The organism is Paenibacillus oryzisoli, from assembly GCF_001653565.1.
Taxonomy (GTDB): Bacteria; Bacillota; Bacilli; order Paenibacillales; family NBRC-103111; genus Paenibacillus_E; species Paenibacillus_E oryzisoli.
Genome location: NZ_LYPB01000065.1, coordinates 107357 through 129343, shown reverse-complemented (window position 1 = coordinate 129343; position 21987 = coordinate 107357). Strand labels below are relative to the sequence as shown.

The 21987-nt window shown below is 45.6% G+C and carries 18 protein-coding genes; 9 read left to right on the top strand and 9 right to left on the bottom strand.

Features of this window, described 5'->3' with window-relative positions:
* Nucleotides 1-178: 178 nt before the first annotated feature.
* The 3 genes from A8708_RS14510 to A8708_RS14500 all read right to left on the bottom strand — a co-directional run bounded on the left by A8708_RS14510 (nucleotide 179) and on the right by A8708_RS14500 (nucleotide 2870).
* A complete protein-coding gene (locus A8708_RS14510; protein WP_082927506.1) occupies nucleotides 179-724 on the bottom strand; it encodes a hypothetical protein in 546 nt (181 codons plus the stop codon).
* A 50-nt stretch (nucleotides 725-774) separates the two neighbouring features.
* A complete protein-coding gene (locus A8708_RS14505) occupies nucleotides 775-2208 on the bottom strand; it encodes a DEAD/DEAH box helicase (RefSeq protein ID WP_068664551.1) in 1434 nt (477 codons plus the stop codon).
* Nucleotides 2209-2294: 86 nt separating this feature from the next.
* Complete coding sequence (locus A8708_RS14500; protein ID WP_239696689.1) at nucleotides 2295-2870, bottom strand: RNA polymerase sigma factor; 576 nt, start codon at nucleotides 2868-2870, stop codon at nucleotides 2295-2297.
* A gap of 300 nt (nucleotides 2871-3170) precedes the next feature.
* Between A8708_RS14500 and A8708_RS14495 the strand changes: the two genes are divergently transcribed.
* A complete protein-coding gene (locus tag A8708_RS14495; RefSeq protein ID WP_068664547.1) occupies nucleotides 3171-3434 on the top strand; it encodes a DUF2573 family protein in 264 nt (87 codons plus the stop codon).
* 41 nt (nucleotides 3435-3475) lie between these two features.
* Here the strand turns inward: A8708_RS14495 and A8708_RS14490 are convergent, their stop codons facing one another.
* Complete coding sequence (locus tag A8708_RS14490; RefSeq protein WP_068664545.1) at nucleotides 3476-4252, bottom strand: SDR family NAD(P)-dependent oxidoreductase; 777 nt, start codon at nucleotides 4250-4252, stop codon at nucleotides 3476-3478.
* 74 nt (nucleotides 4253-4326) lie between these two features.
* Nucleotides 4327-4785, bottom strand: coding sequence for a chemotaxis protein CheX (locus A8708_RS14485; RefSeq protein ID WP_068664543.1), 459 nt, complete (start codon nucleotides 4783-4785; stop codon nucleotides 4327-4329).
* A 279-nt stretch (nucleotides 4786-5064) separates the two neighbouring features.
* Between A8708_RS14485 and A8708_RS14480 the strand changes: the two genes are divergently transcribed.
* Nucleotides 5065-6744, top strand: a complete 1680-nt coding sequence (locus tag A8708_RS14480; RefSeq protein WP_068664542.1) for a PAS domain-containing sensor histidine kinase — start codon at nucleotides 5065-5067, stop codon at nucleotides 6742-6744.
* Nucleotides 6741-7526, top strand: a complete 786-nt coding sequence (locus A8708_RS14475) for a TIGR01457 family HAD-type hydrolase (protein ID WP_068664540.1) — start codon at nucleotides 6741-6743, stop codon at nucleotides 7524-7526. The genes A8708_RS14480 and A8708_RS14475 overlap by 4 nt, the downstream gene beginning before the upstream one ends.
* A gap of 314 nt (nucleotides 7527-7840) precedes the next feature.
* Here A8708_RS14475 and A8708_RS14470 read toward each other — a convergent pair whose 3' ends face one another.
* A complete protein-coding gene (locus A8708_RS14470) occupies nucleotides 7841-8419 on the bottom strand; it encodes a PadR family transcriptional regulator (RefSeq protein WP_068664538.1) in 579 nt (192 codons plus the stop codon).
* A gap of 13 nt (nucleotides 8420-8432) precedes the next feature.
* Nucleotides 8433-9959, bottom strand: coding sequence for an MDR family MFS transporter (locus tag A8708_RS14465; protein ID WP_068664536.1), 1527 nt, complete (start codon nucleotides 9957-9959; stop codon nucleotides 8433-8435).
* Nucleotides 9960-10224: 265 nt separating this feature from the next.
* Here A8708_RS14465 and A8708_RS14460 point away from each other — a divergent pair, with 265 nt between their 5' ends.
* Together A8708_RS14460 and A8708_RS14455 are read left to right on the top strand one after the other, a co-directional pair.
* Nucleotides 10225-11127 carry a LysR family transcriptional regulator gene (locus A8708_RS14460; RefSeq protein ID WP_068664534.1) on the top strand — a complete coding sequence of 301 codons (903 nt, stop codon included), beginning with the start codon at nucleotides 10225-10227 and terminating at the stop codon, nucleotides 11125-11127.
* A gap of 97 nt (nucleotides 11128-11224) precedes the next feature.
* Nucleotides 11225-12031 (top strand): histidinol-phosphatase, encoded by an 807-nt coding sequence (locus A8708_RS14455; RefSeq protein ID WP_068664532.1) that lies wholly within the window; start codon nucleotides 11225-11227, stop codon nucleotides 12029-12031.
* Between the two features lie 66 nt (nucleotides 12032-12097).
* Here the strand turns inward: A8708_RS14455 and A8708_RS14450 are convergent, their stop codons facing one another.
* On the bottom strand, nucleotides 12098-14413 hold the full coding sequence (locus tag A8708_RS14450; RefSeq protein ID WP_068664530.1) for a bifunctional diguanylate cyclase/phosphodiesterase: 2316 nt from the start codon (nucleotides 14411-14413) through the stop codon (nucleotides 12098-12100).
* Nucleotides 14414-14638: 225 nt separating this feature from the next.
* Between A8708_RS14450 and A8708_RS14445 the strand changes: the two genes are divergently transcribed.
* From A8708_RS14445 to A8708_RS14430, 4 genes are all read left to right on the top strand, one after another.
* Nucleotides 14639-15724, top strand: coding sequence for a ParB/RepB/Spo0J family partition protein (locus A8708_RS14445; protein ID WP_068664528.1), 1086 nt, complete (start codon nucleotides 14639-14641; stop codon nucleotides 15722-15724).
* Between the two features lie 185 nt (nucleotides 15725-15909).
* The gene (locus A8708_RS14440) at nucleotides 15910-16587 is read left to right on the top strand and encodes a GntR family transcriptional regulator (RefSeq protein WP_068664526.1); all 678 of its coding nucleotides are present in this window, start codon (nucleotides 15910-15912) and stop codon (nucleotides 16585-16587) included.
* A 30-nt stretch (nucleotides 16588-16617) separates the two neighbouring features.
* Nucleotides 16618-17724, top strand: coding sequence for a mannonate dehydratase (gene uxuA, locus A8708_RS14435; protein WP_068664524.1), 1107 nt, complete (start codon nucleotides 16618-16620; stop codon nucleotides 17722-17724).
* Nucleotides 17708-18562, top strand: a complete 855-nt coding sequence (locus A8708_RS14430) for an SDR family oxidoreductase (protein ID WP_068664522.1) — start codon at nucleotides 17708-17710, stop codon at nucleotides 18560-18562. The genes uxuA and A8708_RS14430 overlap by 17 nt, the downstream gene beginning before the upstream one ends.
* A gap of 90 nt (nucleotides 18563-18652) precedes the next feature.
* On the opposite strand, the gene A8708_RS14425 is transcribed toward A8708_RS14430, so the two are convergent.
* Nucleotides 18653-21922: a response regulator gene (locus A8708_RS14425; protein WP_068664520.1), complete on the bottom strand. Its 3270-nt coding sequence runs from the start codon at nucleotides 21920-21922 to the stop codon at nucleotides 18653-18655.
* Nucleotides 21923-21987 lie beyond the last annotated feature (65 nt).

Here is a 21987-nt window from a genome sequence, read left to right as displayed (position 1 = left end):
TGTGAGTAGAGTTAAATTGTGTGTAGTGTGAGCTTGATGTGTCGAAAGTATTAGGAGAACAAGATTAGCTGTAGAAAATACAGTTAAACGCATTCGCAGCGTTTGATATCAGTATTAGATGAAATACAAGCAAAAACCCCTTCATACCACTAAAGTGGATCTGAAGGGGTTTTTCGCTTTACTGGAATGGCTTTAGTTGAATGAGAATAGTCTTGTCTTCAAAGACCACATTTTTAATGCCAATTAATTTAGGCAAGTATGATTGCAGTGGAATTTCAATAGGGGCAAGTTGAAGCCAAGCACTAGGCAGTTGCCAATTCCGGATCTGTGTATTCTCATGCTGGATAACCAAGTTAGGCGGATCCCATGCCAGTGTGAAAGTCGCATGAGCGCCGATCGGAACCCGATCACGCCACCTGACATTGACATCCGCCTCAACTGTGGAACCCTGCAGATTCAACTCTGCGCCTTCCATGCGAAAATCATGCGGCAATGTGCTGTGCGAGGCTAACTGTTTCTTCAGTAATTGATTCACTTCCTCTTCCGAAAGCCGCACGTCCAGCTTTCGGGAGAGAATCATTTCTGCAATTTTGCTACTTATAGAAATCTCTTTATATTGTAGATCCAGCAACTTCGTTGGTTTCACATACTGAATGATGATGAGCAGCATCACAACGGCGATGACAACCAGCAACAAGAGTGTGAACGTAACTTTCTTCAGCATGCTTATACACCCCGCAGATCATGAGCAAGCGTCGCGTTGAAACTCGCGCGCTACTCTTCTTTATTCTGCTGCTTCTCTTTCAACCAGCGCGGAGCTCCCTTGCTCTTGCGATCGCGCTCGCGTTGGGCTTTGCTGACGGCCTTGCCTGCGGCGGCCGTCTTCCCTTGCGCTGCCGGCTTCGCCGGAGCAGCGCCCTGCTGGCCGCGCGCGTCTGGCGCCGCGGCACTTCCACGCACCGCGCCCACAGGCGCGGCAGCCTCACGCGCGCCGGCGGAGCCGCTGCGCGAAGGTGCGCCGCTTGGGCGCGCAGCTTCACGGCGGCTGCGCATCGTAGCCGCGCTGCGATCTTGGGCCGGGTCAACCAATCGGCCTTCGTACATAGCCTTCGGCTCAATCGTGATGCCGAGCTGCTTCTCGAATTTCTCGATGATGAAGAGTTCCTTCGAAGTCACGATAGAGATCGAAGTCCCCTCGCGGCCCATCCGGCCTGTCCGACCTACACGGTGAAGGTAATACTCCGCATTCGTCGCCACATCCAAATGGAAGACATGCGTTACACCTTCAATATCAAGACCTCTGGCAGCAACGTCCGTCGCCAATAATAATTGGAATTTCCCCTCACGGAAATTGCCCATAACTTTGGCACGATCTTGCTTACTCGCTTCCCCATACAGCGCTTCAACGGAAAGCCCCACATATTGCAGCTTCCCAACAACTTGTGCAATATCATCCGTTACATTAATGAAGACAATCGCTGAAGTCGGCTTGATCATCCGAACAAGTCTGCGAAGGGTGTCAATCTTTTCACGTTCCTGACACACGACATAGTGATGCTCCAACGTTTCAGCCGTACGCTGAGAGGGGTTAATTTTGATAATAACCGGATCCTTCAGCCATCTGCCTGCTGCTTGCTCCGTACTTTGGGGAATTGTCGCTGAGACAAACACCATTTGACTCGTGCGAAGCATACCTTTGAGTACCGCTTCTACATCCTGCATAGAGCCAAGTTCAAACACTTGGTCAACTTCATCGACAATGCCCATTTTCACATGGTGCAGTGTAAGCTTGCGAACTTTCATTAACTCTAACAATCGTCCAGGCGTTCCAACAACGATATGTGGGTGAAGACGCAGCTTTTCGATCTGTCTAGCTACGGCCGCTCCGCCAATTAAAGATTGTGAACGAATCGGTCCCCCGCTCGTCAATTTTTCAATTTCTTGCATGATCTGCATACCCAGCTCTCGTGTAGGTACAATGACCATGACTTGCAATTGTTTCTGCGCTGGGTCAATTCGTTCCAAGGCAGGCAGTAGATAAGCTAGCGTTTTACCCGTCCCCGTCTGGGATTGAATAATCGCATCTTTCCCTTGCAGGAGAACTGGAATACCTTCCGCTTGAATCGGTGTTGGCTCACCAATCCCTAATTCTGTTAATTTATCTAAGTATGTCTGTGCAATCTGCAACCCTTCAAAACTCGTGCTCAATACGATATACCCCTTTTCTCTTCCAACCTCATGCCCATATTATATGCTAGAGTGCTTCAGCAAACAAATATGTAGACACCGCCTTTCTATCTGTCCGATCCCCAATCATTCAAAAACTTCTGTTTAATGGCATCCCGTGCCCGAAAAAGCCTCTGACGCACGACACCTTCGGTTACACAAAGTTCACTAGCCATGTCTTTATAAGATAAATTATGTATCCACTTCATAGCGATAATCTGTCTATAGGAAGGATTAAGTTGATTGATATAAGCAATAACAGCCTCTCTCATGACTTTCATTTCAACCTCTACATCTGGCGAGGACGAATACTCCGAAGTTGGGGCAGACTCCTTTAAGGAGAATAACACTTCTGTTTCGAGTTCATCACGGTTGCGTCTATGTTTGCGCAAATGATTCAACGTTACGTTACGCGTTAGTCGCTTAAGCCAGCCCTCATATTTATCAATTTCCGTTAACAAAGGGGCTTTGTGAACTGCCCGGAGAAAGGCTTCCTGGATAATATCTTCAGCAGCAGAATGATCTCTTAAAATAAAATTAATCATCGGATAAACGAGCAAGTAAAATTCCTTGTAAATCTGTTCCTGCATGCTCGTATCTAATGTGTTAAAGTCGCTGTTAAAAATTTCTCTCAGTGACTTCATCATATTCCCCCCTAGCGTACAGGTAAAAAAAGACCTAAAGTGTATCTACCTATTTTAGGTTAAAAAGGAGGAGTAAACAATCATTACCGTTAAAATAATAGGAAAAATTTTCCCCACCAACTTATGAAACGATTACATGTACAAAGGCCATGCTTGAAGACATTTTAACAGCCCCAGCTTAATCTATTGAGAAAATCGCCAATATGAAAGCCATATTCGGTTTCGGAATACTTTTGCTTTCCTATATGGTAAACTAATAGTGCTCCAACTACTCTATTTCCATCCGAAGGGATGACGTGCATGCCTACAGATTTCGAAAACGATTTTAATACGTTGGTCGCCAAGACCGCAGAACTCATTACAGGTGATACATCCCCAGAAATGATTGAGAAAATCAAGATATGGGCTTTCTTCAATCATGTTCATAAGGCACTACCCGCACTTGCCTCCCATTGGAATCAATCTCATCCAGAGGGCAAAGCAGAAATGCGAAAGATTTTCGAAGAAATCCGTGATCTGAATCAAGCGAAGCAAGCCGCAAAGTCTGATCAAACCGAAACGTAAAATGAAATAAAAAAGCGACACCCGTGTGACTGGGAGCCGCTTTATTTTTTATCCATGATACGAGTCGCCAGCTTGTTGAATAGGCGAGGAAACAATTGAAATAATTTAATCCCTGCTCCAGCTACGAAGGGCAAGTTTTTCTCCGGAATCTTTTTCTCGATGGCATGAATGAGCTCTTTGACTACTTTTTCGGGCTTCAACATAAACCAAGCGATGTTCTTGACATAATTACCGCTCGGATCTGCCTTGTCGAAAAATGGTGTCGCAATTGGGCCTGGATTAATCGCTGTCACGAAAACCCCTGATCCCGCTAATTCCATCCGCAAACTATTCGTAAATCCTAATACGGCATGCTTCGTTGCTGAATAGGCCGTTGATTTGGCAGAGCCAATCTTACCTGCCATGGACGCGATATTGACAATATGCCCGCTTCTTGCCGCCAACATATGTGGGAGCACAGCCTGTGTGCATCGTACGATCCCCAGATAATTCACATCCATCATCTCTTCGAAATGAGCAAGCGGCGCTTTCGTAAATGTCTCAAATATGCCATATCCCGCATTATTAATCAGAATATCAATTCGCCCAAATTCAGCGATGATTCGACTCACTACCTCGTTTACCTGGGCTGTATTCGTTACGTCCATGGCGTAGACTGCGTGTTGTCCGGGTAAGCTTGATGCAATCTGTTTCAACATATCCGTACGCCGTGCTGTCAACACGGGTATAGCTCCCTTGGCTGCGAGTTGTTGCGCCATCCCAGCTCCAATTCCACTCGATGCGCCTGTAATCAAGACGACTTTATTCTTGATTTCCAATCCTTTCCACTCCCTTCTACGGACAAAAAAAATGGAGCTACCATCATACTGGTACTCCAACGTTCTTACTTATATTACGTAATTAACACTTGAATGTCTAGTTCACCAATACCATCCATGATTAAAGGAATCGTCAATGCTCTCTTCGGGATAAATCCCGCTGCCGTTGCAGATTGAACTAACTTAGGCGGTGTAATATCTACCCGCACGCCTTGGTTAAAGAGCATCGTACTTGCATTACCACTAATCATATTGCCAAGTTCAGAAATGGCACTCTTGCCCATTTCATCCATCTCAGTAATGACGAATCCACCCATCATGGCAGAAACCATTTTCAGAGCAACATCTTCAGCCAAGCCGAAAACGACGTCACCTTCCATTTGTCCAGTCATACCAATTTGAATCCAGATATACTTTTCCACAAATTTGACGTCTTTAATGCCGAGTTGCCCTGTCGTTGGGCGAATGTTAGCAACTTGCTCGATGACGATTCTAGCCGACTCCAAAAAGGGATTAATGTACTCAGCCTTCATAGCTCCGCTCCGATCTCATTTGTGAATAAGTTCCACAGAAAAACGACCTTTTTCAACATTATACATAAAATTTTAGGACAAGTATACTGTCAATTTAACAAAAATAGTTCCAACTACTCAGATACACGTCACACTTCTGCCTCCATACTTAAATTGTCGAATCCTAACATTGACCGACAAATTATAATAAAATCACAAATTCAATGGTAAATTATACAAAATAATAGCCAATCCTGTTAAACTATGTAAGAGAACCTCTAAGAGGAGAGATGAGAGTCAATGACGATGAACCCCCCTCCTGTAAATACACGTAAATTCAAAATCTATCTGATATCTAGCATAGCAATTTTCAGTATTATTTTATCTTTTTTGCACCAGCTATCTTTTTTTCAAGATAATCGCTTGTCCAGCATTGCGCTCGACTGTGCTATGTTAGTCGTATTTATGGTACTTGCCTTATTCATACTAAGGTTAATCAAGCAACGTGAAACTAGTATTTCGGAAACGGCTGAGCGATATAAATCACTTTTCGACAACCATCCAGATTCTATCATTTCCTTTAGCTTGGATGGCGATATCCTTTCTTCTAATCATGGACTTGAAAGCTTGCTCGGACTAGGTGAAGAATCATCCAAATCCGCCTCATTTCTTCCCATGATTCACCCTCCTGATCTGCTGAAAACACTGCACCATTTCCAAGTGGCTTCAGAAGGAATGCCTCAAAATTTCGATGCTTCTTTCCTACATCAAAATGGATTTCCTATCCCTTCTAATGTTACTTTTGTTCCTACCAAAGTGGGCAACCAAATCATTGGGGTTTATGCTATTCTGAAAGATTTGACCGAGATCAGGGAACAGAAGAAGGAGATTGATAAACTCTATAAACAGAATCAACTTATTCTCAATTCGGTTTCTGAAGGCATTTATGGCATAGATACGAATGGCCGCACGATTTTCTGGAACAAAGCCGCAGAAGCCATCACCGGGTGGAAAGTAGACGAAATGCTTGGTAGACGCATTCATAACCTCATTCGGCCTCTTCATGCGGATGGCACATTTGTCATACCTGAAGAGAACGCAACAGTAAATACGATGCTTCAACGTGAAAGCGCGATAGTGAATGAAGATCTGTTCTGGAAAAAGGATGGCACCAGCTTTCCGGTTGAGTACATGTCTAGTCCGATGTTGGATGGAGGTGGTCAGCTGTTAGGTACCGTGCTTACATTCAACGATATTACCGAATTGAAGAAAACGCAGGAACTGCTTATTAAATCGGACAAGCTATCTGCCGTTGGACAGTTGGCTGCTGGTGTTGCACATGAAATTCGCAACCCGTTGACCGCGTTAAAGGGATTCCTCCAGCTGCTCAAAACGAATTCCCCCAAAGAGCAATATTACATTGAAATTATGCAAAATGAACTCCAGCGTATAGAATTCATTGTGAATGAGTTTTTGTTTGTTTCCAAACCACAAGCAACCCATTTCGTTACTAGCACGTTAAATACCATTATCATGAGTACCGTAGAGTTGCTTCAACCTCAAGCCCTGCTCTCTAATATCGAAATTGAAACAAAGGTTGACGCCGGGCTTCCACCCGTAACATGTGATGAGAATCAAATCAAACAGGTCTTTATTAATATTATGAAAAATGCAATAGAATCGATGTCTCAAGGTGGGAATCTGCGCATACATGCGGAGCTGAAGGGCTCGGGCGATCAAATTATTGTTCGTTTCGTCGATGAGGGATGCGGCATTGCGCCAGAACGCCTTCCGAAACTTGGGGAGCCTTTCTACAGCACGAAGGAGAAAGGAACAGGACTAGGCTTAATGGTTTGTTATCGAATCATTGAAGCTCACGGTGGATTCATGAATATTAGCTCTAAACTGACGGAGGGAACGATCGTCGAGATCACGCTGCCGACTACAACTTACCTATCTAAAGGAGAAGCAACAGGATGAACGGATTTCTAATTGATTTAGATGGTACACTTTACAGAGGACATGAACCTATTCCTGGCGCCGCAGCTTTCCTGCAATGGCTGCAGCAAGAGCAATTGCCCTATCTCTTGGTGACGAACAATTCGTCCCGCACCCCGGAGCAAGTTGCCGAGCACCTGCAAGCGCTCGGCATGGAGGTACCCGCGGCTGCCGTCTATACGTCATCACAGGCGGCTGCCCAGTACTTAACCGAGCAGCGCGCTGGTCAGCGCGTGCATATGATCGGCGAAGACGGCCTGCGGATTGCGCTGGACGCAGCCGGCTTCGCCCTGGATGGGACGACGACGCCGGATTACGTCGTCCAAGGCATTGATCGCAGCTTCACCTACGGGAAGCTGACCGAGGCGGTCCGCCATCTGAAGCATGGCGCGACCTATGTTTTAACCAATCCCGACCGGCTGCTGCCGTCGGATGGCGGGCTTATGCCAGGGGCTGGCTCCCTGGCAGCTTCGATCACCGCCGCCTCCGGCGTGGAGCCGGTGGTGATCGGCAAGCCGTCGCCGATCATCATGGCGTATGCCATCGATCGGCTTGGTCTGCCCTCCGCCGATGTCTGGGTCATCGGCGATAACGTGCACACCGACATCCGCGGAGGCGCGATGGCGGGGTGCCGCACTGCCCTTGTCTTGACGGGCGTCGCAACGCCAGACAATGTGCACGAGCAGCTGGCGTCGGCTGGCTTGACGCCAGACTTGGTCTGCACGGATTTGCCGCATTTCATAGCACAGCTGCGTGGTTTATAGAACTGAGGAGATAGGAAGCCGAAGCTCGATCCCGTATGTAGCGTTATGAAACCACCTTATTTGCTCGTCTGGCAGAAAAATCGTAAGAATAGCGTTATGCAATAGCGTTATATAAGGCAAAACACCTAAATTCCCCTCATATTATTGAAATAACGTTATCTGGTAATGCTAATTTTCCGCAAAACGTGCATATAGAACAAATAGCGTTATATCAGCCCCTTACCCAATTGGCCTGAAATCGGCTAGCGACAGTCCCTCTGTCATACGAAAAAGCCCTACCTTATTAGCCAAGGTAGGGCTTCTTTCCGTCTGTCTCACTCGATCCGATCCCAATCCACATCGAGCTCCGTATTTCTTTCCTGCAGCCTGCCGTCTCGGGCATCTTGCTGCAGCTCTTCTAGCCATTTCAACTCGGTGAAAGCACGTTTATAGCTGCCGACCAACATTCGCAAAACAACCCGTGGAACAATGTTCAAATGCTCGTTGTACAAACTTTTCATCTTGTTCATAATCATTTTCTGCTCTAGTATTTTATGTTCAAGAATATCTGCGATCTTGGCTTGGTCGCCATGAACGGTAAAAGGCAATGCGACATAAAGTGGATGATAATGCTTGATCTCTTCATGCAATTGATGAGACAACAGTTCTTGAAATTTAGCCTTGCCTGCTTCTGTGATTTGATAAATGGTTTTCTCGGGCCGATTCGTATCGCGGACGACTTCTAACGCTTCTACATGACCATCCTTATGCAGTTGATCCATGGCATAGTAGAGCGAACCATCTTGCAGCTTCATATAATTCGTCATGCCGCGATCTTTCATCGTTTGACGAATCTCATAGGTATGCCGATTGGCTTCCATCAATAGTCCGAGAATGACCAGCTTCATCGACATGTGTATTATCCTCCTAGTGTCCTACTGGTACATCTCCTTTAACAGGCGCTTTGCCAACTTCTAGTTTAGCATTTCCCATCAATAAAATGAACGCAAGACCTAGGATTGCTAAGACAATCGTAGTTTGGAAAACAACGGCAATCGAATCCGCCAAAGCCGTCAGAAGCTTATGCAAGACTTCCGTGGGAATATTCGCTCTCACTTCAGGTTGAAGCAGCATACGGGCATCCTGAAATTTCTCCGCCATAGCGGGATCGTTGAGCGATGTTGTGATCTTGTCTTTCAAGGCATTGACTTGAATGCTTCCGAATATCGCTACGCCAATCGCAGAACCAACGGAACGGAAGAAAGCAACCAACGACGTTACCGTACCCCTGCGACGGAAATCAACTTTGTGTAGAGCAGACATCGACGTAATTGGGAAGCAAGCACCAATCCCTAGCCCGAGAATAATCATGTAGGTCGTGATAACCCATCTCTCTGAATCGATCGAAATACCACCAAGCAGCGATGTCGCCAGCAGTAGAAGTGCGACTGAAACAAGAAGCACATTCCGATATGAGAATTTACCGATGAAGCGACCACCTAAGGCACTGCTTACGACGACGCCTAACATCATAGGAGTTAATGTCGAGCCTGCCGATGTGGCTGAGCCTTCGAATACGCCTTGGATAAACAATGGAATGTACGTCCCCGCCGAAATAAGAACCGCCCCATAAGCAAAGCTAACTCCCATACTAGATGTGAATAATCGATTCTTGAATAAATCTAATGGGACAATTGGCTCGGCAGCGTTTTTCTCAATCCAAATAAATCCTGCTAACAACACGACAAATCCTGCAAATAAGCCAATAATCTGCATCGAACCCCACGCATATTCTTTCCCGCCAAACTCTAATGCGAACATAAGTGAAACGATAGCTGCCGTTAATACAACTGTGCCGCCCCAATCAATCTTCGCCTTACTATGCTCCACAGACTCGTGATACGAGAAAATAATCATAATCAGTGAAATAATGCCTAAAGGTAAATTGATAAAGAAAATCCATTCCCACGTCACGTGATCCGTAAAGTAAGCCCCGATAATAGGCCCAAGTACACTGGACAATCCGAATACGGCTCCGAATAAACCCTGCATTTTCCCCCTCTTCTCTGGAGGGAAAATGTCAAAAATAATAGCAAACGTAATCGGCATCAACGCACCGCCGCCAATACCTTGTATCGCGCGATAGATGATCAATTGTGTCATCGACGAAGCGGTTCCACATAACGCGGATCCAATCATAAATACAACGATACCGATGATGAAAAATAATTTGCGCCCATACATATCAGAAAGCTTGCCGAAGATGGGCATTGCCGCTACATTGGCAATGAGATACGCCGAGAATACCCAAACAAATTGGCTGAATCCGCCTAGCTTGGATACAATCGTTGGCATCGCAGTCGATACGATGGTTTGGTCCAAAGAAGCAAGCAAGAGCCCGAGCATTAGGGCTACAACCGTCCAAGTTGGATTTGATTTACGTGTCAAAGACATACAGGGAGTCTCCTTAGTTGTATAATTTAAATTACATAAATTATTATATTCAAATTTGAGTAACTTGCAAGGTAATTTTCAAGGTTACGTTGCTCGCCATACCTTGGTATCTTGCACTCAGAAACCTGCAATTATCCCGTCATGTTGCCTTGTTAGCACTTCGTATCATATAATAAAGTTAGAAAAGGTTTTTATGCCCTTTACAATTTCGATAAATTTTATTTGTACCTAAGGATTTTATATCTAACTTGCAGGAGGTAATCCCATGAATATGAACCAGTTAGAAACCCTGCTCACGATTTCCAAAACGATGAGCTTTCGTAAAGCTGGTGAAATTCTAAACTTGACCCAACCTGCCGTTTCCGCGCAAATAAAAAGTCTTGAGGATGAATTCGGTACGATTCTCATTGATCGTAATCAGCCTGTTACTTTAACTGATAGTGGTAAGCTTTTCTTGGAGCATGCAGAGAAAATATTACGGATCACCAGTGACCTGAAACAACGTCTCTCCGATCTGAGCCAAACCCCACAAGGTCATATCCATATTGGCACAACGACTTCAATTGCCATGCAGATCTTGCCGAGGGTTCTTTCCTATTTCCAAGATCAATTCCCACTGATTAAAACGACCATTCATTCCATGACCTCTTCTCAGATCATGACATCCGTGGAAAGCGGTCATATCGATATTGGGATCACGTATTTGTTTGAGAAGAATCCCGCTTTGGAAACCTCCGTGCTTTATTATGATAATTTCGAACTCATTGTCTCCAAACACCATCCGCTGAGTCGTTTCACTCATTTATCGATTGAAAAACTCAAAAACATTTCGTTTATCATGCTTTCTACGGAGACATGGGGGCGCCGCTTCGTCGATCAAATATTCAAAAACTATGAGGTAGCTCCTCATATCGTTATGGAATTATCCAGCAGTGAGGAAGTCAAACGGATGGTTGAACTAAATTTAGGTGTTGCGATCATATCCAAAATGTCTGTTGCTGATGAACTGCGGCACGGCTCACTCAAGATGGTTAAAGTAAATGAACTGGATATTACGCACCCTGTAGGCGTAGTATATAAGTCAGGAAGATACTTAAATTCTGCCATGCAGCAATTTCTACTCGATCTCAAAGGAATGCCTGAAACGCAATTTATCGGTTCAGAATAATCTAATCGTAGCCCACTTAGTGACGAATGCCTTCGCAGGTTATTCCTTTTACTTTACTGGGACCCCGCAACTATCCATATTTTTAGGAGGACTTGTCGTGAAATTCGACTTACATACGCATCATGAGCGATGCGGACATGCGCAAGATACCATACGTGACTATATTGAGGCAGCCATTGCAGCTGGCCTTCAAGTAATTGGCATCTCAGATCATTCCCCCTACTTTGGGAGCTCCGAAGATCATGCACAACCAGCCATCGCCATGGCAAAAAGCGAATTTCCTCGCTATATCGAGGAAGTTCTCCAGCTTAAACAAGCGTATGCAGGCAAAATTAACGTACTCTTAGGTGTAGAGTCGGATTACTTCCCTGAACACGTGGAGATTTATAAGCAAGAATACGCCAAGTATCCATTCGATTACATTATTGGCTCCGTTCATCTATCCGGGGGTGTGAGCATCTTCAACCGCAACCGCTGGAAGAAGCTAAACGAAACCGAGCATGTTGAGCACAAGGAAGAGTATTATCGTCTGATTGCCGAATCCGCTCGCTCAGGTATGTTCCAGATTCTTGGCCATATCGATGCAATGAAAGGCTTCTACCCCGCTTTCACTGATATTGCGACCCCTAAGGTCGATGAGACACTGAAAATCATTGGAGAATCTGGTGTTGCCATAGAGATTAATACATCAGGAAAAACGAAAGACGTTGGCGGTTGGTATCCTTCACACGACATTCTCGAACGCGCGTTGCACTATGGGGTTGAAGTGACTTTCGGATCTGATGCCCATGTTCCTAGCCGAGTTGCGGACGACTGGGAAGAAGTTCAGAAGACCTTGAAAGAAATTGGCTTCCAGCATTGGGTCTATTTCGAAAATAAACAGAAGCAAATTGTTGCGTTGTAGTGAACTTTATATTTCCCATATACCAAAAAGGTGCCTCCAGTAACGGGGCACCTTTTTGGTATATACTTAAATATCATAGGTATGGATAGGCCTTGCACGAACGAATGCTAATTTATCATGCAACGCTTCTTTCAACGTCGCTTCCATCTGCTCAGGTTTCATTGGTTTATAGAAATAAAAGCCCTGGATGTGATGGCACCCATTGGCCACCAAGAAGTCCGCCTGTTCCTCCGTCTCTACTCCTTCAGCAATGATTTGCAATTGAAAAGCATTCGCCACAGAAATGATAGCTTTGATCATAGCGCGATCCTTGTCATCGGTTTGAACACCACGAACAAAGGACTGATCTAATTTAATCTTCGTAACCGGGAACCTTTTTAGATAGCTTAGTGAAGAATAATGTGTACCGAAATCATCCACGGAAATAGAGATTCCTAGTTGGCGAAGCTTATTCAAGACACCCATCTGTTCGTCCTGCATCGCTACATTCTCCGTGATTTCCATCTCCAAGTATCGCGCTTCCAGTCCGGTCTCTTCCAGTATAGCCATCACCTTATCCACAAAGCGTACATCTTGCAACTGTTTGACAGAAATATTAACGGACATCATCAGTGGTTCACCTGTTTGAAGATGCCATAATTTCATCTGAGCGCATGCGCCGCGGAGCACCCATTCGCCAATCACATCAATCAGTCCAATTTCCTCAGACACGGGGATAAAATCGGAGGGTGATATGTAACCTTTCGTCGTATGATTCCAACGTATAAGCGCTTCAACACCCGTAATTGCTCCTTTCATGCAATCCACTTGCGGCTGATAGACAATTTCAAGCTCATTCCGATCCAGCGACTGACGGAGATGATTCTCCATTTCCAGCTTCGTAATCGATAACATCTCCATCTGTTGATTGAAGAAGCAGAAGGAGCTGCCACTTTCCTTCTTAGCCATATACATAGCGATATCGGCATTCTTGAGCAGTATATCCCACGTCTCACCGCCACTTGGATACTGGACAATACCTATGCTCGCATTAATAAAGAATGCACGATTCGCCAAGAAACAAGGAGGTTTCAGAACAGCAATGAGCTGCCTGCAGAAGGTTTGAATTTCCTGCTCGCTTGGGCAATTCTCTAACAAAATGGCAAATTCATCTCCACCAAACCTGGCAAAAGTATGGAAAACCAAATTCGATTGCTCAATACGATGAACGACTTCTTGCAGCATGTAGTCGCCCATATGGTGCCCATGTGAATCATTGACCATTTTAAAATTATCCAGATCAAAGAATAGAACGACTAGCGAGGACCCCTTCATCTGATTGTAAGCAATTTGCTCTTTCAAAATCATTTGAAAATGTGCCCGATTATGTATCCCTGTCAATACGTCATGGTAGGCCATATAAGACATCATTTGCTCAGATTCCTGCATGCGCTTCGTGGACTGCTGCAGCTCATGCTGACCGGCAATCAATTCTTCATTCATTGCGGTCAAATCTTCATTCGCGATCTGCAGCTCCTGTGTACGCTCGTTCACCGCTTGACTGAGCCGATCCCGTTGTCGAATGATATACATAATGAAGAATAAACCTAGAAATAAGATGAGTAGCAGGGCACATCGGATGATGAGCATCTGATTATTAATCGCTTGTACCGCGTTGGCGGGAGGGGCGGCTGCAATTTCCCATTTCATATCTTGAAGATCGACAACTGAGATCATAGGTGATTGATTGAACAATTCATTTTCTCCGTAGAACGCAGGTTTGCCTGGGCTTCGAATGGCCATTCGCTGTCCTACAGAATCATCATCTTGAATCCCTGCTTCTCTTAGTAAATGATCCACGTTAATAGCAACAGACACGACCCCCCAGAATACGCCGTCTTCGAAAAGTGCTTTTCGCGCTACCAGACCTTGCACACCTTGAAGTAGGATAAACGGACCGTCGGTCGTCATTTTTTTCGATTGCAGAGCTTGATAGACTTGCGTCTGAACATTCTCACGAGGATCCTTCAGGAGATTCCAATTGATAATATCCTCATTCCCTTTGGTGGGATAAACGTACTTCATAATCCCTTCTGGTGCAATTACTACATTTAAGGCAGACGCTCGCGAGCCTGCATACAACGCTTCTATATAGGATTGCACTTCTTGCTCACTTTGGTCTTTCAAATAGCTAGTGCTAACGTACGCTTCAAGACTTACCATGATATTAAAATTACGATTAATGACGGACTGTAGAGCAACCGCTTTGGCAGACAACTGGGCTGCCTCCGTGCTTTGCAGTTCATTCAGCAGCGATGTTTTGTACGTCGTTAGAACCGATTCGGATGAAGTGAACAGAAGGACAAAGATGAGGGATAAGAAGAAGTACTGCGCTTTGTTCATAGGTCTCTCCTCCCAAATTTGACTTAAAACTGAAATATTATTCGACATCTTTCTCTATTATTCCATCTCCTCTCCCCTACTGGCAATACATTTATTTGCTTATGAGCTTGATTGTAACGCACCCTTCCAATCCCTTCCAAAACGTTTCTATTGAATTGACGTTCCCACACTTTCATCCTTGTTATATAATTAGATATACGACCCTGAACGAATGGAGATAGGAAGATGGACATACATAACATTTCAATGCATCTCATTGACGAGGACACGGACCAACCCCGCTACCAATTCGATGAAGAGGCGCTTCAAGAATTAATGAAAAGCATTGGAGAAATTGGCTTACTCTCTCCGATCAAAGTACGCACAACGGACAACAACCGATATAAGATCATCTATGGAAATCGCAGATATAAAGCTACCAAAATGCTCGGGCATCCAACCATTTCATGCATCGTATCAACGGTTACGGATGAGATGGAAATTTATCTGGAGCAGATTGCTGAAAATCTGACACGCGAGGGCTTCTCCCCTATTGAGGAAGCCGAGGCCTTTCATAAACTAATGCATGACGCGAAATTCAGCTCATCGATTAAGTATCTCTCTGGTAAGCTTGGCAAACCTGAAACCTATATCAAAAACAAGTGTGAACTGCTTAAATTTGGGAACTCCGTTAAGAAGCTTATCGTAGGCGGTACAGAGATTCGTAAAGATAAGCTTACGGAGGATCAATTATTGCCTCTGAAGGATCTGCCCATGGAGCATCGTGATCCTCTAGCCTTAATCATGGCACGGGATGAGATGCCTGTCAGTGATTGTAAGAAAATTGCCAAAATGTTTAAGGATAAGGACATCTCTGACAGAATCAAAGGTCAACTGCTTTATAAATCAGGACCTGAATTAATTGAAACCTGGTCAACTTTCCAGAACAATCGGGCTGAACGGGCGAAACCGATCGCAGCCAAGTCATCTGCAAAAGCTGAGAAGATGAAAGCTGAGGTTCAAGAAGTTCAAGCTGCTGAGGTGCCTGCGCAGGCTAAAGATGTTACCAACGTAAGGCCAACCGTTGAAGCGCAGTTCGCTGTGCCGCAAGCTAGTGTAGCTGATTCCCATTCGATGTTACAGACTAGGCTACAGCAGATACTTCAAACCATGCCAACTGCACCTACTTCTAGCGAGCTTCAGCAGGAGCAAGATGGCATGAACGATCAACAACGAGAACAGTTCTCCCAGGATGTTTCGACGTTAGTGGAGCAGTTGGAGAAGCAACTGGAAGCTTGGAGAACGGTTCAAAGCTTAGCCCTCTCGCGTTAAAATTAACCTACACCGCATGTAATTCCTGTTACTCCTATTGCTGGGGAACTTGGGCTGCATGCGGTGTTTTTTCATAGGCAGGTGATCCGAAAAAGCGATCATTCAAACACTTCATTTTTCACTTCCATACTACCATACAAGTATGGTAGTATGAGTTTAGGCATCATTTTACAAAGGAGCTATCTATGGATCACTTCAAAAAACCGCTGATTAGTTCGACACGAGATGCGGTCTACCACACGCTAAAGGCTCAAATTCTGAGTTTAACCTTGCTGCCAGGTACCACCATTTCCGAGAAAGAAATGTCAGTAAGCTTTGGTGTGAGTCGGACACCTGTTCGGGAAAGTTTCGTGCAACTCGCACAGGAAGGCTTGCTGGATATTTATCCACAACGCGGTACAGTAGTTTCTCGCATTGATCTGGAGCTAGTGGATGAAGCACGCTTCATTCGCGAACATCTGGAAAGCGCCGTCATTCGCTTGGCCTGTCACTCTTTTCCAGAAGAGTCCCTGCGCTTGCTTCAAATGAACTTAGCTTCCCAGCAAGTGTGTATGGATGAACAAGATTACAAGAAAATGTTTGAGCTTGATGAGGCGTTTCACCAGACGATATTTGAAGGTTGTAAGAAAATGAACACTTGGGCTGTCATTGGGCAAATTAATGTGCATTTGAATCGAACCCGTATGCTTCGCTTGGCGACTGATCATCACTGGGAAGAGCTATACGCGCAGCATCGGCAGATTGTAGACGCCATCAAGGAGCGCCAACCCGATCAAGCCGACCAAATCATTCATGCGCATCTTCAAGTTGGCATTGCTGATCAAGTTCTATTAAAAGAGAAGTTTCCTACGTATTTCAAATAAGTTGATGATTTGGGAGGCGAGTGTGGATCTATGAAAATGGTATTTCGTTGGTTTGGAGAAGGCAACGATACGGTTACACTGAAGCAAATTAAACAAATTCCCGGTGTTGAAGGTATCGTTTGGGCACTGCATGATGTTCCTGCTGGTGAAGAATGGCCGATGGAGAAGATTCAGAAGATCAAAGCTGAGGCTGACCGTGCAGGGCTGCATATGCAGGTTGTTGAGAGCGTCAACATTCATGAGGACATTAAACTAGGACTACCGAGCCGCGATGTGTACATCGCGAATTATAAGAAAACGATTGCGACCTTAGCGCAAGTTGGGGTCAAAGTCATTTGCTACAACTTCATGCCTGTCTTCGATTGGGTACGAACGGATTTACATAAAGAACTGGAGGACGGCTCGACAGCTTTATTCTATGAACAAAGTAAAATAGCCAACCTCGACCTTACTGAGCATGTCGGCCGAATTAATGCCAACCGGGATTTCAGCATGCCAGGCTGGGAGCCAGAGCGCCTTGCTCATCTGACAGAACTTTTTGATGCCTATAAGAATGTCAATGAAGAGCAACTCTGGGCTAACCTCAAGTATTTCTTGGATGAGGTCATCCCCGTTGCCGCTGAGCACGGTATCCGCATGGCCATTCACCCGGATGACCCACCTTGGTCTGTCTTTGGCTTGCCTAGATTGATGACGAGCCAAGCGAATATTCGTCGCTTTCTAGCTTTGCATGACAGCCCCTATAACGGGCTTACGATGTGCAGCGGCTCACTCGGTGCGAACCCGAGTAATGATATCGTCTCGATCGTGCATGAATTCGCCGATCGAATCCCTTTTGCCCATCTAAGGAATGTTCGCGTGTATGAGAATGGTGATTTCATCGAGACCTCACATCGCACGCAGGATGGCACGGTGGATATATCAGGCATTGTTCAGGCGCTGCATGCGAACAAGTATGAAGGATTTTGCCGGCCAGATCATGGCCGACATATTTGGGATGAGCGTTGCAGGCCCGGATACGGGCTATACGATCGGGCATTAGGAATTATGTATTTATGGGGACTTTGGGACATGTTGTGTCGCCAAGGTGCTACTTTACAAGAAGGAGCTGTCGCTGCCTATGAGCGGATTAACTAATTTCCCCTCCCTGCAAGGGAAGGTCGTTGTAATAACTGGAGGCGCTGGCGTTCTGTGCCGCGTCATGGCTGTGGAGCTTGCTAGACAAGGCGCGCGCGTGGCTATTCTGAACCGTACGCATGAGAAAGGCTTAGCTGTAGTGCGCGAGATTGAGGCCGCGGGTGGCGAGGCGATTGCCGTTGCCTGCGATGTCACTGTAGCGGAAAGTGTAGAGCAGGCTGCGGTCTCCGTCACGGAACAGTTGGGCACTTGCGATATTCTCATTAATGGCGCGGGAGGCAATCATGCCAGCGCGAATACGACGAATGAGATTTTCACAATGGCGGACATGACGAACCCGGATGTTCAATCCTTCTATGACCTAAGCATCTCTGGATTCCGCAACGTGCTGGATCTTAACTTCGTGGGCACATTAATTCCTACACAAGTGTTTACTAAGCAGATGCATGGCAAAACAGGTGCAACCGTGATCAATATCTCTTCCATGAGCGCGCCTTCGCCAATGACGAAAGTTCCTGCCTACAGCGCAGCCAAAGCCGCAATTGATAACTTTACGAAATGGTTAGCCGTTCATTTGGCGGAAAGCGGCATTCGTGTGAATGCCATTGCACCTGGGTTCTTTTTGACAGAGCAGAATGCCAAATTACTAATGAAAGAGGATGGCAGTCTGACAGACCGCTCTCATAAAATCATTGCCCATACCCCGATGCGCCGATTCGGCAAACCGGAAGATTTATTGGGCACCTTACTGTGGCTTGCCGATTCCGACATGTCCCGCTTCGTTACGGGTACGACCATCCCTGTGGATGGCGGATTCATGGCATATTCAGGCGTTTAATTAAAGTCAGTCTGGCATACGCCGTTCCCCCACATAACGCTCATTGAGCGCTATGTGGGGGAACGGTTGTGTCATCGATGGAGACACCGCTTACACTTCATCTGGGATACAAACGATAATACGTTCAATTTCTGCAGCGATCTCGGCAATCTGGCTCTCATAATTCTCATTCTGAACAATTGTGGATTGAAGTTTCACAGCTCCCGCATGCAGCGCGTCAGCCGATAGACTGCCCGCTACACCGATCAGCGTATGGGCAGCTCGTTTGGCTGCAACCCAATCGCCTTCACGGTGATGAACCCAGAGTTGAGCTGCGAAATCACTGTAATTTTTCTTGAATAGCTGCAGCATGACGAGCAGAATACTCTCTTTCCCCTCCACTCGGGCCAAAGCTCCCTTCCAGTCTATCGCGGCGATGCCTTGATAATATGGAAGCTCTTCTCCGTCAACTGGTACAGGTTCCTTGAAGCCCCGCTCCTTCCTCTTCCCAGGTTCCATCCATTTATCAATGATCCTATACAGCAACTTCACATCCAGCGGTTTGCTTATCACATCATTCATGCCCATCCGAACGTAGGCTTCTTGGTCTTGTTTAACTACATTTGCTGTAAGCCCGATAATCGGTACTTCACGGAATCTTGGATTCAGGCGCAGAAGTCTTGTAGCCTCAACCCCGTCCATGACTGGCATATGGATATCCATGAGAACCAGTGCAAAATCACCGTGTTCCATGGTATTCAGCGCTTGTTGCCCATTCGTTGCTAATGTAACTCTGTAACCCCGTTCCTCAAGCAGCCCCATGGCCACTTGTTGATTAATTTCATTGTCTTCAACGAGTAGAATGTGTCCCCATTCTTCCACTATTTCAGAAGGATTGGGCATCATTCCTTGCTCAGTTACCCGTGACTCATGCTTAGGATGAAACAAATAGTCCAAAGTCTGATACAGCTCTAGTCGACTAACCGGTTTGACAAGCACCGCATCCGGCCTAATCTCCTCGGGGAGTGTACGCAGCTCTTCCTTCCCCAGTGAAGATGTCAGACAAATTAAGCGCGTTCGATCTCTGCGAATTGTAGAGAGGAGCGCATCCCAGGTTTCCAGACCGTACATGTCATCACATTCCATATCCAAGATCAAACAATGAAAGTCATCTTGCCCGTATTCTTGTCTATCTAATCGGCGAAACAGCGTCTCCCAAGAGGGAACCGTCGTTACGATGAGTGCATAAGATTCTAATGTTTCCTGCAAGCTATTTCGCATGAGAGGATGATCTTCAACAACCAACACACGATACGGCTCATTCCCCACGCTTATATCCCACTCATCAGGATCAGCCTGCTCTATGATTTGAAAAGGTAACGCAAATGTGAAACGGCTCCCGCTTCCCATACGACTCTCCGCTTGGAGGACACCGCCCATCAAGGTAATCAAATGTTGGCTGATCGGCAGGCCCAAGCCAGTTCCTCCATACTCACGGCTCGTTGATCCATCTGCCTGAGAGAACGGTTCGAAAATATAAGAAAGGCGATCTGCCGAAATGCCAATTCCCGAGTCTTCGACGCTAAATTGCAGCATGATTTCCTCAGCGGGTGTCTGCGGTCCCAACTCTATATGAAGCATCACATAACCTGCACTTGTAAATTTAATTGCATTGCTGCAGAGGTTAAGTAACACTTGCTTTAACCGAAGGGGATCTCCGAGAAGTCGTCTAGGCAATTCGGCAGGCGTGCTGAAAATTAACTCAATTGGCTGGCTCTTCGAAAGTACACTGCAAATACTGGAAAGTTCCTTCAAGAGCTCGTCCAGATAGAAGCTCGTTCGTTCAACCTCTAATTTACCCGCTTCCACTTTGGAGAAATCCAGCACATCATTAATAATGCCTAACAACGTATGCGAAGATGATGTAATATTCGTCAAATAATCCTTCTGGTGCTCGGAGAGCGGTGTCTTCCCTAACAGTTGAGATAGCCCGATAATCCCATTCAGAGGCGTTCGAATTTCATGACTCATTTTGGCAATAAAATGACTCTTCGCTTGGTTCGCTTGATCGGCTGCATGGCGCATGGAGGCTTCGGTAAAATCGTGAAGGGTACCTACAATCCCTTTCACTTCTCCAGTGGCATGATGATAGGCTGAAAGGGTAACACGATAGTCCCTTCTGGCCCCGTCTCTCGAAGGAATTGCGAGTTCAAACCTCACATTATCTTCATTAGATAGCACTTCTTGAAAGTGCTGCTCCCATATAACCTGCTCGGATGGGGGAATAAAAGCGGTCATTGTAAGACCCAGCATATCCTCAGCTCTGGTTTGTGCCAATTGACTCCCCGCTTGATTCACCGACGTAATTACGCCTTCCGTTGTGAAGCCCACAATGCCCTCTTGCGAGTTCTCGACAAGAATCCGATTCCGTTCTTCACTCTCTTGGATACGACGCTCAGCTAGACTCTGCTCTGTAACATCCGTCACCGAGCCAATGACTTCAACAACTTCTTGGCCATCAAACACAGGCTGTAACGTCGTGAAAATAACTTTCCCATGTACTTCTAACGTGTAAGCGACTTGATTCCCTCTATAGGCCTCTTCATACTTGGTCTGCAAGAATTGTGCAACTTCCTTGGAAGAATACGGAGCTGTCTCAACACTTCTATGGATATAGTCATCTGGTTTAAGCCCAAGCTGATGTAATAATTGCCCCTCAATGACTGTGTACACCAAAGAATTCTGTACTCTTTTTAGTTTAAACGTAAGACCTGGCTGGAAACGAAGAATATCAGAAAGTTCCTGCTGTATGTGCCTTACTTGCCTCTTAAGTTCTTCGGAACGCAAGAAATAGCGAAAAAGTCCTGCCACAAACATGCCCGCCCCTATATGCAAAATTAAATTAGGGATAACAAGCTCCATCGCAGGCAGCCTATAAACAAGCACCATATCAACGAATAATACGCTGACAGGACATAATACGAGCAACATCCATTTCTTCCAATAGTCTTGGATGTAGATATGAACTAGCAAACAACCCGCATAAATAAGGAAGCCTAGTAGCGATACGCGAAACAAAACCGTTGGATCCATCATCGTACGGCCAATAATGATGATAACCGTCGTAATAAAACCAGATACACCACCACCAATGAACGTTGCCATCAGAATTGCAATCGCTTTCAAATCTAGGATGTGCCGTCCATCCACATGAACCCCCGTATAAGCAAGCATAACCCCGAAAAATCCGTGCGCTATGCCTGCTCCGATACGGAATTTCCATTGGGCTGCCTTTTGTAATTTGGGATAGTAAAAAATTTGAATAGATATAAAAACAAATACAGCTACAAGGGAGAAATTGTTTAGCAGGTCTTTCAACATCGTGCTCACCCCATCAAATTACGTTCTCGACCAATTACCTCTAGTATAAATGTGAAATTGTGTAA